The sequence below is a fragment of the Tatumella sp. UCD-D_suzukii genome (assembly GCF_000611875.2).
Classification (GTDB): Bacteria; Pseudomonadota; Gammaproteobacteria; order Enterobacterales; family Enterobacteriaceae; genus Tatumella; species Tatumella ptyseos.
In genome coordinates this window covers 14590-26704 of record NZ_JFJX01000054.1, presented here as the reverse complement: position 1 = coordinate 26704, position 12115 = coordinate 14590, and the positions used below count along the sequence as shown (strand labels likewise).

Below are 12115 nucleotides of genomic sequence, written 5' to 3'. Positions count from 1 at the left end.
CGCCACAGATAACGGGGGATTTCACCGCAGTTTAACGCCAGGCAGACACCTGCCTGCCTGGCCGGGACTCAGACTTCGATATCCGCTTTATCACCCCGTTCCTGCAACCAGTTACGACGGTCTTCAGAACGTTTTTTCGCCAGCAGCATATCCATGATTTTCAGGGTTTCATCCCGATCATTCTCATCAACAGACAGCTGAACCAGTCGACGGGTGTTAGGATCCAGTGTCGTTTCACGCAGTTGCATCGGGTTCATCTCACCTAACCCTTTGAAGCGCTGAACATTCACTTTCCCTTTCTTGCGTTTCAGTTGCTCCAGAACACCGGCTTTTTCGTCTTCATCCAGGGCATAGTAAACTTCTTTCCCTAAATCAATACGGTACAATGGCGGCATCGCGACATAAACATGGCCGCCCCGGACCAGTGCCGGAAAGTGACGGACGAATAAGGCACACAGTAAGGTGGCAATATGCAGTCCGTCGGAGTCCGCATCCGCAAGGATACAAATTTTTCCATAGCGCAGCAGGCTCAAATCTTCGCTGTCCGGATCCATACCAATCGCCACAGAAATATCATGAACTTCCTGTGAGGCCAGCACTTCATCGGAAGAGACTTCCCAGGTATTCAGGATCTTCCCTTTCAGCGGCATAATCGCCTGATATTCGCGATCCCGGGCCTGTTTAGCGGACCCCCCCGCGGAATCCCCTTCCACCAGAAACAGTTCGGTTTTGTTCAGATCCTGGGCCGTACAATCTGCAAGCTTGCCTGGCAGCGCCGGGCCGCTGGTGATTTTTTTACGCACCACTTTTTTGGCAGCACGCATACGGCGCTGGGCACTACTGATGGCCATTTCTGCCAGTTGTTCCGCCTGCTGAACATTCTGGTTCAGCCACAGGCTGAAGGCATCTTTAACAATTGCCGAAACAAAGGCCGCTGACTGGCGCGAAGAAAGACGTTCTTTTGTCTGACCGGCAAACTGCGGGTCCTGCATTTTGACCGATAACACATAGGCACAGCGATCCCAGATATCTTCGGCGGACAGTTTGACACCCCGCGGCAGAATATTGCGGTACTCACAGAAGTTACGCATCGCATCCAGCAACCCCTGACGCAATCCGTTAACGTGCGTGCCTCCCTGCATTGTCGGGATCAGGTTAACGTAACTTTCGGTCAGTAACTCTCCGCCTTCCGGTAACCAGAGCAATGCCCAGTCCACGGCTTCCGTATCGCCGGAAAAAGTCCCGACAAACGGTTGTTCCGGCAAGGTGATCAGGCCATCAACGGCCTCTTTCAGATAGTCTGTCAGGCCGTCTTCATAGCGCCAGCGCTGCTCGGTATTCGCCGCTTTATCCCGAAAAATAATCTCCACGCCGGGGCAGAGAACCGCTTTTGCTTTCAGTAAATGGGTTAGCCGGGTGACGGAAAAGCGCGGGCTGTCAAAAAATGACGCATCCGGCCAGAAGTGAACCCGTGTCCCGCTGTTACGGCGGCCGACGGTGCCAACCACCTGTAAATCTTCAACTTTCTCACCGTTTTCAAAGGCCATTGCGAAGACTTCACCGTTACGGCGAACTGAAACTTCAACACGGGTCGATAGCGCATTCACAACCGATATACCTACCCCGTGTAAGCCGCCCGAAAACTGGTAGTTTTTATTAGAGAACTTACCCCCGGCATGTAAGCGACAGAAAATTAATTCAATCGCCGGCACCCCTTCTTCCGGGTGGATATCGACCGGCATTCCCCGGCCATCATCAATCACTTCCAGCGACTGATCCGCATGCAAAATCACTTCAACACGTTTTGCATGCCCGGCCAGCGCTTCATCGATACTGTTATCAATGACTTCCTGGCCAAGATGGTTAGGACGCGCAGTATCCGTATACATGCCTGGTCGCCGACGGACAGGCTCAAGCCCGGTCAGTACCTCAATAGCATCCGCGTTATAACTTGATTGGGTCATTGTTCTCTTTTCGTTTTTTCTGAATTAGGTTGGTTCGCGCTGCATGGTCAGTCGCAGGCTAATCCCAGGAAATCAATCAACTGTGGAAAATAGCGTTCAAAACCGCGGAAGGCATGGTCTCCCCCTTCCTCGACTGTCTGGCGGCAGGCTGAGTAACAGGTCAGCGCCTGCCGGTAATCAAGCACTTCATCGCCGGTCTGTAATAACAGCCATAAAAGATCCGGTGCAACCAGGGGGTCGACCTGCATTGCCTTCAGGTCATGGATATGGCGAGACTCTAACACATATTCCCGGCCCGTGTACGGGTTCCGGTTATCGCCAAGATAGTGTTGCAGCAGTTCAAAAGGCCGGGTCGCAGGGTTTATCACCACCGCAGGCAGCATAAAACGCTGTGACAGCCAGGTGGCATAATACCCGCCGAGAGACGACCCCACAATGCCCGCAGGCTCTCCGGCAAATTCCGGGACCAGTGCATCCAGCATCCTGGCGGCGTCATCGGGATAATCCGGTAACTGTGGCGTGATCATGGTGACTTGCGGGTAATGTTGTTGCACCCATTGCTGTAGCAGGGTGGCTTTCACAGAACGGGGGGAACTGTTAAAACCATGCAGATAAAGCAAAACAGACATGGATTAATATCCTTCAGATTCCAGATCGGGCAGGAAATCGGTCGTGTTGAGACGACAAACGGCAGTCTCTATTTCTCCGCCCGGTTTCAGAGTTAACCAGCGCCAGCCCGGTGGCAGGGCATCAATAGTAAAACCGCTGCAATGGGGTTTAAACTGGACACAGGTGGAAGGCGAAGAGAGTACCCGACGGCCCTGCCAATCCTCATCCATTTCCTGGTGGATATGCCCGCAAATCAGCGCCCTGACACGGGGATAGCCCTGCAGTACGGCATCCAGCTGGTGAGAATTACGCAGGCTATGCTGGTCCAGCCAGCGGCATCCGGAAGGTACCGGATGATGATGCAGCAGGATGATCGTATCACGTTCCGGTGAGCGGGAAAGTGTCGTTTCAAGCCATTCCAGCTGAAAGTCACACAGCATGCCATGGGGGACACCATACACCTGACTGTCCAGCAGCAACATCTGCCAGTCATCACCCAGCAGTACATGCCTGCACTGACTGATACCGGCACTGGCCAGCGTATCATACATGGCTGGCTGAAAATCATGGTTCCCCGGTAACCAGACACAGGGGGCGGGGAGACGGGAAATACCTTCCGCAAAATTCCGGTATGCCTGTACCGAATGGTCCTGAGCCAGATCACCGGTAGCGATGATCAAATCAAAATGATCCTGTTGCTCAAGGATAGCATCTAACACCGCCTGGAAGCCTGCCCAGGTATTCACGCCCAGCAGAGATTCGTGCCTGCCCTGAAACAGATGGGTATCTGTTAATTGCAGCACACGTATCTGTGCATTGTCGGCGATCCGGGGGGTTAGCACACTATCCAAGAGATATCCTTTGTGAGCACACGATTATCGGGAAAGGGCCCGGGGTTAACACATCGCTTCGGCCATCGTACCTTGCAGCAGGCAGTAACGGAGCCATTCGGCCAGGAACTGATTAATCTGATGTTTTTCATCACGCTGATGCAATTTGTTATTCGGATAATCATAGCGCGCTTTAAAACGATAGATCTGTTGTGTTGAACACACTTCCGCAACACGTGCATCATGATAAAGCCTGACAGACATCGCAGGCAGACTCCAGTAGCTGACGGCAGGCGCGGTCTGACAAAGATTAATGCGGGTGGTGTAGCGCGTGGATTCTTCAATAGTCAGGCGATAACGTGCACTGTTAATCTGATACGTTATGCTCTCCCCTTCCCGCTCCTCCCGGGGCAACAGCCGGCGCAGTTGCGCATAGTTCGTCTCGTTAAGACGCATCATTTCAGGGAAATCGGGAGTGTAGCGTTGTGTCATGTGGCCTTCCATTCTTCTTTCAGTCGTCTGTGATGCAGCTCAAGCCACTGCAGGGCAATCACTGTGGCTGCATTATCGATAATCCCCTTTTCTACCCATTGATAAGCCTGCTCCCTGCTCACCACCCTGACGAGAATATCCTCGTTTTCCTCTGCCAGCCCGTGAGTTCCTTGAGCCTTCGAAGCATCAGCCTCTCCGGCCAGCACAGTGATCCGCTCACTGCTCCCGCCGGGGCTCGACAAATAATTGATCACAGGTTTCAGCCGGCCCAGGGTTAAACCGGTTTCTTCTTTTGCCTCGCGCCGTGCCACCTGCTCATCAGATTCATCCTTACCTATCATACCCGCCACTATCTCAAGGAGCCACGGGGTTTCACTGGTATCATAGGCCGGGATCCGTATCTGTTCTATCAGCACAACCTGGTCACGGATAGGGTCATAAGGCAGCACCGCGACGGCGTGTCCCCGCTCCAGAACTTCACGTTCAATCACCGGGCTCATCCCGCCGGAAAATAAACGATGCCGAAAACGGTAGCTAATCAAAGAAAAAAAACCTTTATACCGGCTTTCCCGTGTCATAATTTCTACATCGTGATGCCCGAAAGTCAGGGGCGATTTTTTTATCTCCGCCATAGCGTTACTCCTGATAACCTATAATGACAACCCGGTATAACGTTATATACTGCAAATGTTACACCCCGTTGCAGGTACATATTTGGCCCTTATTTCGCGCTATCCAACCCGGATGGCACGTTAAGCCAACTTAACATGCCATCTTACTCTGATAGAATCGCTGATTATTTTTTGGCACCCGATAGCACTATTTATGCAATTTCGCTGCAATACAAGGAATGCAAATGAAAAAATTGCTCCCCATTATTATTGGCATGAGCCTTGCCGGCTTCACACAGCTTAGCCAGGCAGAAGATCTTCTCCAGGTTTACCAGCAAGCCCGTACCTCTAACCCTGACTTGCGCAGTGCTGCTGCCGATCGTGATGCCGCATTCGAAAAAATCAATGAATCACGCAGCCCTCTGTTACCTCAGTTAGGTCTGGGTGGCGATTACACTTTCAACAGTGGCTATCGTGATAACAGCGGTGTTCGCTCCAACACCGGCAGTGCCTCATTACAGCTGACACAGACTATTTTTGATATGTCTAAATGGCGTGCGCTGACGTTACAGGAAAAAACCGCCGGTATTCAGGATGTTACTTATCAGGTTGCACAACAGGATCTGATCCTGAATACGGCAACAGCCTATTTCAATGTGTTAAAGGCTATTGATACGCTTTCTTATACTGAAGCGCAGAAACAATCCATTTATCGCGAATTGGATCAAACAACTCAGCGTTTCAATGTCGGCCTGGTCGCGATTACTGATGTACAGAACGCCCGTGCACAATATGACAGTGTATTAGCGAATGAAGTCACTGCCCGTAATAATCTTGATAATATGGTTGAAGCCTTACGTCAGGTCACAGGGAATGACTATTACTCGCTGGCCTCGCTGGATATGTCCCGTTTCCGGACCGAGAAACCGGAAGCCGTGAATGCATTGCTGAAACAAGCGGATAATCACAACCTGACCTTATTGTCGGCGCGCTTATCGCAGGATCTGGCCCGTGAACAGATTAAATATGCTGAAACCGGTCATATGCCTACGCTGGGCCTGACGGCATCTACCGGAATGTCTAACAGTAAGTATGATGGCTACCGTGCACATACCACGTCGTCCACTCAGGACTCGATTGCCGGAACAACTCAGGTCGGCCTCAGCCTTTCTATTCCGTTGTACAGCGGCGGTGCCGTCTCCTCAGAAGTGAAGCAGGCAGAATACAGCTTTGTCAGCGCCAGCGAAAAACTGGAAAGTGCACATCGCTCCGCGGTCCAGACCGTACGTTCCTCGTTTAATAACGTGAATGCCTCCATCAGCAGCATTAATGCGTACAAACAGGCCGTCGTTTCTGCCAAAAGCTCGCTGGATGCGATGGAAGCAGGCTACCAGGTGGGTACCCGTACTATCGTCGATGTACTGGATGCCACCACTACCCTGTACAACGCAAGACAGCAACTGTCAGATGCACGCTACAGTTATCTGATTAATCAGCTGAATATCAAGTATGCACTGGGAACCCTGAATGAACAGGACCTGGCCACACTGAATGCTCAGCTGGGTAAAGACGTATCTACTTCACCGGATACCGTTGCGCCTGAAAATCCGCAACAGGATGCTGCGGCAGATGGCGACACCTCCGCACAAGGTAATGCTGCAGTGACACCGGCCGCAGCACGTCAGAACGTCACATCACAACGCAGTGGTAACCCTTTCCGCCACTAGCCCTGATCCGCCGGGGACAACTCCGTTCCCCGGCGAAACGTATAACAACGTAAAGATCCCCGTGCGCTCCCTGCTTCTGCTTCATTTTCGACCAGCCATCCCCTATTCTTAGCCCTGATCTCTGGGCTCAGGAAAAATAAAATGAAACGGACAAAAAATATACGTCATGCTGCCTTTCGAAAAGGCTGGCAGCCTCGCCATCTGACGCCGGTGGCGATGGCTTTTTCCGCAGTATTTATGGTCAGTGGCTGCGAACAAAAAGACGAGAAAGTCTCAATGTACATGAATGCTGACCAGTGCAGTCAGTCAAATCCCGGGCAGTCCGCACAATGTACCAGCGCTTATAACAGCGCCGTCAAAGAAGCCGCCCGTACTGCCCCGAAATATGCTACCCGCGAAGACTGTGTCGCCGAGTTCGGTGAAAATCAGTGCCAGCAGGTACCGGCTGCCGCAGGGACTGAACCTCAACACAGCAGCAGCCCCTGGATGCCACTGATGGCGGGCTACATGATGGGGCGCATGATGGGTGGGGGGATGGCCCAGCCGCTGTTCAGCCCGCGTAATGCGGCAAGCCCAGCCCGGGGACAATTTGTGGATGCCTCCGGCCGGAGCTACGGTCCGGCAACGGGCGGACGAAGTGCGACCGTGCCGAAAACCGCCATGGCACCGAAACCGGCAACCACCACCACTATTACCCGTGGCGGTTTCGGAGAGTCCGTGGCGCGTCAGATGCCCATGCAGCGTCATAGCGCTGCACCCGCTGCCCGCAGCGGCAGAACCTTCGGAGGCTGATGCCTGGAATGCAACGACAACTGATCACCGAGCGCCCTGACTGGCGCAGGAAAGCCGAAGAATATGGCTTCCGTTTCCATACTCTGTATGGCGAACCTTACTGGAGTGAAGAAGCCTGTTACCGCTTCACGCTGCCACAGGTTGACTATCTGGAAGAAGTGACGGCAGAACTGCATCAGATGTGTCTGCAGGCCGTCGACAGAGTGATCCACAGTGAAGCACTGCTGGATAAATTCCGCATTCCGGCACATGTCCGCCCGTTTGTCGCCGATGCCTGGAAAAACCGGCAACCGTCACTTTATTCCCGGCTGGATCTGGCCTGGGGAGGCGAAGGCGATGCTAAACTGCTGGAAAATAATGCCGATACACCGACCTCACTGTATGAAGCCGCTTTTTTCCAGTGGATCTGGCTGGAGGATCAGGTGGCGGCCGGGCATCTGCCCGCCGGCAGTGATCAGTTTAACAGTCTGCAGGAAAAACTGATCGAGCGTTTCCGTCAGTTACAACAACATTCCGGCATACAACTGCTGCACCTGAGTTGCTGTCGTGATACCGCCGAAGACCGGGCAACAGTACAGTATCTGCAGGACTGTGCCAGCGCGGCCGGTGTCGATAATGATTTTCTGTACATTGATGATATCGGGCTGGGTGAAAAAGGTCAGTTCACCGATACCGGCGACAGAGTGATCAGTAATCTGTTCAAGCTCTATCCCTGGGAACATATGTTCAGGGAATCCTTTTCCATGAAACTGGCCGATGCCGGGGTTCGCTGGCTGGAACCGGCCTGGAAAAGCATTATCTCGAATAAAGCCATCCTGCCCCTGTTATGGGAGATGTTTCCCGGCCACCCGAATCTGTTACCGGCGTGGTTTGCTGAAGATAATCCGCCGTTGCCGGAGACATATGTTATCAAGCCCTTATTTTCACGCGAGGGAGCCAATATCCGTATTATGGATACCCGGGGCGAAGTTGCCCGTGCCGATGGCCCGTACGGCGAAGAAGGCTATATTATTCAGCAATTTCATCCGCTCCCGGTATTTGACGGCAATTACACCGTGATTGGTAGCTGGCTGATAGATGATGCGCCGGCAGGTATCGGACTGCGGGAAGATAAGCAAATGATCACGCAAGATCTCTCACGCTTTTACCCGCACTATTTCACCGGATAAGCTGACCGGAGAGAGGCAACCGGCGGGGATCCCGGCGATCCCCGCCACCGTAACGTTATTCCATCAGCACCGACAGCATACTCAGAGATCCCATTTCGATACCGTCGACCGGAACAGAGATCTTATCACCCGGCTGAAATGCGCCCAGAATATAAAGTAATGGCAGATAGTGTTCAGGCGTCGGGTTAGATAACGCCGCGCCTTCATGCTGCATAAAATTCACCAGCGGATGCTGAGACGGCTCGCCCTGCCAGTTCAGGTTTTCCCGGACAAAATGATTAAAGGATCCTGCCCACGGGTACACTTCATTACCGCCTTTCCAGTGAGCCTTTTGCAGGTTATGGACCACGTTTCCGCTGGAAACAATCATGATCCCCTGCTCACGCAGCGCTGCCAGTTTCTGTCCGAGAGCAAAGTGATAGCTGGCCGGTTGCGTACCATCAATACTGAGCTGCACCACCGGAATAGAAGCATCCGGGTACATTTTAATCAGCACTCCCCATGACCCATGATCCAGCCCCCACTGCTGATCAAGCGCTACCGGGACCGGTGACAATAAGTCGGCCACTTTTCTGGCCAGTGCCGGCGCGCCCGGAGCATTGTACTGCGTATCAAACAGCGCCTGCGGAAAGCCCCCGAAATCATGAATAGTGCGTGGCTGTGCCATCGCCGTCACCGCGGTGCCGCGGGTATACCAGTGGGCAGACACCGCAAGAATGGCGTCAGGTCGGGGTAACCGTTCCCCCAGCTCGCGCCAGCATTCGGTATAACGGTTTTCTTCCAGTACATTCATCGGGCTGCCATGGCCGAGAAACACCGCTGGCATACGTGAGGCTGTCATATATTTACTCCGCAATTCAGATGGCTAATGCATGACACGATACGCTTTCCATCACGGATTACACCCGGATAACGGTGATGATCATTTTCAATGAATTTGAATAAGGAAGAATGGCCCACCCGCCGTGAGCCATAAAAAAAGCTGACAAAATGTCAGCTTTTGAGGGAGTTCGTCGCGGAATTAAACCGCCTGACGGTTATCGTGCACCTGACGCCAGGCAATCAGATCTTCGATAGTGACAACCGGCATATTATGTTGTTTTGCAAACAGAATGGCTTCCGGTGCACGGGCCATGGTACCGTCATCGTTGGTCAGCTCACACAGCACACCCATCGGTTTAAAGCCTGCGAGACGGACCAGATCGATAGTCGCTTCCGTATGGCCGCCACGGGTAAGAACTCCCCCTTCACGGGCGCGCAGCGGAAACACATGGCCGGGACGGTTCAGGTCTGAAGGCTGAGCATCATCGGCGATAGCCGCACGGACTGTCGTAATACGATCCTGTGCCGAAACGCCGGTGGTAACCCCCTGAGCAGCTTCGATAGTCACGGTGAACCCGGTACCGTAAGCGCTGGTATTATTATCCACCATCATCGGTAACGCCAGGTGACGGCGGCGTTCTTCGGTCAGACACAGGCAGACAATACCGCTGCCGTGACGAATGGTCAGCGCCATCTGTGGCACGCTCATTGTTTCTGCGGCGAAGATCATATCCGCTTCATTTTCCCGGTTTTCGTCATCCAGCACCATGACGCCGCGATGTTCCCGGAGTGCAGCCAGTGCACGCTCTACACGTTGTTCAGACGTGCCAAATTCAGAAAGAAGAGTCTGATTCATGGTAAAAATCCTTTGATTATCAACGTTACCAGAATCAGGGCAGCTTAGGAGGAATGTCAGCAAGACATAAAAAATAACGGCATGGACCCACCCGGGGCCATTGGATTATCGTTACCCTCTCCCATCCGGACTTTAACCGTCGGCCCCGGAATTACACCGGATCTGCTGACCTTCCGCCATTGGCTGAAGCGCTCGCGGGCTTTCAGTAGACACTGATTTACCGCCGGTGGGGAATTTCGCCCCGCCCTGAGAATAAGCAGATCCACTATATCCCCAATCCGAAAAAACGGCAATCAGGCGAAAGGCAAAAGCTATTAACATTTATTGCTTTTAATTTATGGTTTCCCGTTGACCGTTGAAGCATTACACTTAATCTTATCCGGGACAGCCACCGGCGGTGCCGAAACCGCTTTCGGGCGTACATTACAGGAAACAGTCATGATAGATACGAAGAAAATTGAACAACTTGCCCGCCAGGTGCATGACGCGATGCCGCAGGGGATCCGTACTCTGGGCGATGATGTCGAAAAGAAAATTCGTCAGGTATTGCAGGCGCAACTGGGCCGGATGGATTTAGTGAACCGCGAAGAGTTCGATATTCAGACTCAGGTTCTGCTCCGTACCCGTGAAAAACTGACTGCACTGGAGCAACGTCTGGCCGCTCTGGAAAGTCAGAGTACCCCCGACGTTCCTGTAGTCGTGGCTGATGCTGACGCAGAAGACCACAAACCGTCTGCAGCAGAATAAAAGAACGGGAGCCAGAGGCTCCCGTTTTTCAGTCCGTCAACTGCCCGTTAAAACTCAGGACTGACGGCTTTTAATGGTGTTAATGATATTCGTGGTAGAAATACCATCTTCAAAATTCAGAATGCGAACCTCACCGCCATTGGCAATCACCTCTTCGCCTCCGGCAACCTCTTCCGGCCGGTAATCGCCACCTTTGACCAGCAAATCCGGTAATATTTCGCTGATCAGTCGCTGAGGGGTATCTTCTTCAAATGCAACAACCCAGTCTACGGCTTCCAGAGCGCCCAGCACAATCATACGGTTCATCAGCGCATTCACCGGACGGCTTTCGCCTTTCAGACGACGGGTAGAAGCATCACTGTTCACGGCCACAATCAGCCTGTCACCCAGCTTACGGGCATGAGCCAGATAAGAAACATGCCCGGCATGCAGAATATCGAAACAACCGTTGGTCATGACGACCTTCTCTCCGCGGGCACGGGCCTGCGCGACTGCCTGTTTCAGCTGCTGTTCATCCATCACCCCGAATCCGCTTTCCGGACGGGCATGAATGGCATTTTCCAGCTCTACCGGACTGACCGTCGAGGTACCCAGCTTACCGACAACCACCCCTGCCGCGGCGTTGGCCAGGAAACAGGCATCTTCCAGACTGCATCCGGCCGCCAGTGAGGCTGCCAGCACACCAATCACCGTATCACCGGCCCCGGTGACATCGTAAACTTCCTGCGCCAGAGTCGGTAAATGTACCGGTGCTTTGCCTGGCTGCAATAAGGTCATGCCGTGTTCGGAACGGGTCACCAGCAGCGCAGACAGTTCATATTTTTCCATCAGAGTCATACCGCGGCCGATAATTTCGGCTTCATCACGGCATTTGCCAACCACGGCTTCAAACTCTGACAGGTTCGGTGTCAGTAACGTTGCGCCACGATAACGTTCAAAATCAGTCCCTTTCGGGTCGATCAGTACCGGGACTCCGGCCTCGCGGGCAAGACGGATCAGCGTTTGTACGTCAGACAACGCCCCTTTGGCATAATCAGAAAGCACCACCGCACCGACCTGATCGACAGAGGCTTTCATACGCTGATGGATAGGTTCCGGGTCAATGTCCCCGAAGCCTTCTTCAAAGTCCAGACGGATGAGTTGCTGGTTACGCGACAGGATCCGTAATTTGGTAATGGTCGGATGGGTACTGAGGCGGACAAAATCACACCCGACCTGCACCTCTTCGAGTGTCCGGCATAATGTGTCAGCCGCTTCGTCTTCCCCGGTCAGACCAATAATGCGTGAAGCCGTCCCGAGGGCTGCGATATTCATTGCGACGTTTGCCGCGCCGCCAGGCCGCTCTTCCACGGTTTCCACTTTAACCACGGGCACCGGCGCTTCAGGAGATATGCGTTGTGTCGGCCCATACCAGTAACGATCCAGCATCACGTCACCAATTACCAGTACACCCGCACGGCCAAAATCAGGCAGCGTTACTTTCATTCAAACGACTC

The 12115-nt window shown here is 53.1% G+C and carries 12 protein-coding genes and 1 riboswitch; of the genes, 4 read left to right on the top strand and 8 right to left on the bottom strand.

Translation table 11 applies throughout. The features are described from left to right. Positions 1 to 68: 68 nt before the first annotated feature. Genes parE through nudF form a run of 5 tightly spaced genes read right to left on the bottom strand, consistent with a single transcriptional unit; the run spans position 69 to position 4527 of the window. Positions 69 to 1964 (bottom strand): DNA topoisomerase IV subunit B, encoded by a 1896-nt coding sequence (gene parE / locus CG67_RS12085; protein WP_025903204.1) that lies wholly within the window; start codon positions 1962 to 1964, stop codon positions 69 to 71. 47 nt (positions 1965 to 2011) lie between these two features. Further along, positions 2012 to 2593, bottom strand: a complete 582-nt coding sequence (gene yqiA, locus CG67_RS12080) for an esterase YqiA (RefSeq protein WP_025903203.1) — start codon at positions 2591 to 2593, stop codon at positions 2012 to 2014. 3 nt (positions 2594 to 2596) lie between these two features. After that, complete coding sequence (cpdA, locus tag CG67_RS12075) at positions 2597 to 3424, bottom strand: 3',5'-cyclic-AMP phosphodiesterase (RefSeq protein WP_025903202.1); 828 nt, start codon at positions 3422 to 3424, stop codon at positions 2597 to 2599. 45 nt (positions 3425 to 3469) lie between these two features. Beyond that, positions 3470 to 3895 (bottom strand): DUF1249 family protein, encoded by a 426-nt coding sequence (locus CG67_RS12070; protein ID WP_025903201.1) that lies wholly within the window; start codon positions 3893 to 3895, stop codon positions 3470 to 3472. Then, a complete protein-coding gene (nudF, locus tag CG67_RS12065) occupies positions 3892 to 4527 on the bottom strand; it encodes an ADP-ribose diphosphatase (protein ID WP_025903200.1) in 636 nt (211 codons plus the stop codon). Before nudF ends, CG67_RS12070 begins: the two co-directional genes overlap by 4 nt. Positions 4528 to 4751: 224 nt before the next feature. On the opposite strand from nudF, the gene tolC reads away from it, so the two are divergent. The 3 genes from tolC to CG67_RS12050 all read left to right on the top strand — a co-directional run bounded on the left by tolC (position 4752) and on the right by CG67_RS12050 (position 8194). Then, on the top strand, positions 4752 to 6233 hold the full coding sequence (gene tolC / locus CG67_RS12060) for an outer membrane channel protein TolC (protein WP_025903199.1): 1482 nt from the start codon (positions 4752 to 4754) through the stop codon (positions 6231 to 6233). 141 nt (positions 6234 to 6374) lie between these two features. Beyond that, positions 6375 to 7025: a DUF1190 family protein gene (locus tag CG67_RS12055; protein WP_025903198.1), complete on the top strand. Its 651-nt coding sequence runs from the start codon at positions 6375 to 6377 to the stop codon at positions 7023 to 7025. Positions 7026 to 7033: 8 nt separating this feature from the next. Beyond that, complete coding sequence (locus tag CG67_RS12050; protein ID WP_025903197.1) at positions 7034 to 8194, top strand: glutathionylspermidine synthase family protein; 1161 nt, start codon at positions 7034 to 7036, stop codon at positions 8192 to 8194. A 55-nt stretch (positions 8195 to 8249) separates the two neighbouring features. Here CG67_RS12050 and ygiD read toward each other — a convergent pair whose 3' ends face one another. Next, positions 8250 to 9035, bottom strand: a complete 786-nt coding sequence (gene ygiD / locus CG67_RS12045) for a 4,5-DOPA dioxygenase extradiol (protein ID WP_025903196.1) — start codon at positions 9033 to 9035, stop codon at positions 8250 to 8252. Positions 9036 to 9215: 180 nt separating this feature from the next. Continuing rightward, positions 9216 to 9872, bottom strand: coding sequence for a 3,4-dihydroxy-2-butanone-4-phosphate synthase (ribB, locus tag CG67_RS12040; RefSeq protein WP_025903195.1), 657 nt, complete (start codon positions 9870 to 9872; stop codon positions 9216 to 9218). Positions 9873 to 9981: 109 nt separating this feature from the next. Continuing rightward, positions 9982 to 10130: riboswitch (FMN riboswitch) on the bottom strand. A 180-nt stretch (positions 10131 to 10310) separates the two neighbouring features. On the opposite strand from ribB, the gene CG67_RS12030 reads away from it, so the two are divergent. Next, positions 10311 to 10619 carry an accessory factor UbiK family protein gene (locus CG67_RS12030; RefSeq protein WP_025903193.1) on the top strand — a complete coding sequence of 103 codons (309 nt, stop codon included), beginning with the start codon at positions 10311 to 10313 and terminating at the stop codon, positions 10617 to 10619. Between the two features lie 54 nt (positions 10620 to 10673). Here CG67_RS12030 and hldE read toward each other — a convergent pair whose 3' ends face one another. After that, a complete protein-coding gene (hldE, locus tag CG67_RS12025) occupies positions 10674 to 12104 on the bottom strand; it encodes a bifunctional D-glycero-beta-D-manno-heptose-7-phosphate kinase/D-glycero-beta-D-manno-heptose 1-phosphate adenylyltransferase HldE (RefSeq protein WP_025903192.1) in 1431 nt (476 codons plus the stop codon). Positions 12105 to 12115: the final 11 nt, after the last annotated feature.

Bases quoted from the DNA above. Each gene is read 5' to 3' on its own strand.
- CG67_RS12055 (WP_025903198.1), top strand. From the start codon at position 6,375: ATGAAACGGACAAAAAATATACGTCATGCTGCCTTTCGAAAAGGCTGG.
- ygiD (WP_025903196.1), bottom strand. From the start codon at position 9,035: ATGACAGCCTCACGTATGCCAGCGGTGTTTCTCGGCCATGGCAGCCCG.
- yqiA (WP_025903203.1), bottom strand. From the start codon at position 2,593: ATGTCTGTTTTGCTTTATCTGCATGGTTTTAACAGTTCCCCCCGTTCT.
- ribB (WP_025903195.1), bottom strand. From the start codon at position 9,872: ATGAATCAGACTCTTCTTTCTGAATTTGGCACGTCTGAACAACGTGTA.
- CG67_RS12030 (WP_025903193.1), top strand. From the start codon at position 10,311: ATGATAGATACGAAGAAAATTGAACAACTTGCCCGCCAGGTGCATGAC.
- nudF (WP_025903200.1), bottom strand. From the start codon at position 4,527: ATGGCGGAGATAAAAAAATCGCCCCTGACTTTCGGGCATCACGATGTA.
- CG67_RS12050 (WP_025903197.1), top strand. From the start codon at position 7,034: ATGCAACGACAACTGATCACCGAGCGCCCTGACTGGCGCAGGAAAGCC.
- tolC (WP_025903199.1), top strand. From the start codon at position 4,752: ATGAAAAAATTGCTCCCCATTATTATTGGCATGAGCCTTGCCGGCTTC.
- parE (WP_025903204.1), bottom strand. From the start codon at position 1,964: ATGACCCAATCAAGTTATAACGCGGATGCTATTGAGGTACTGACCGGG.
- CG67_RS12070 (WP_025903201.1), bottom strand. From the start codon at position 3,895: ATGACACAACGCTACACTCCCGATTTCCCTGAAATGATGCGTCTTAAC.
- hldE (WP_025903192.1), bottom strand. From the start codon at position 12,104: ATGAAAGTAACGCTGCCTGATTTTGGCCGTGCGGGTGTACTGGTAATT.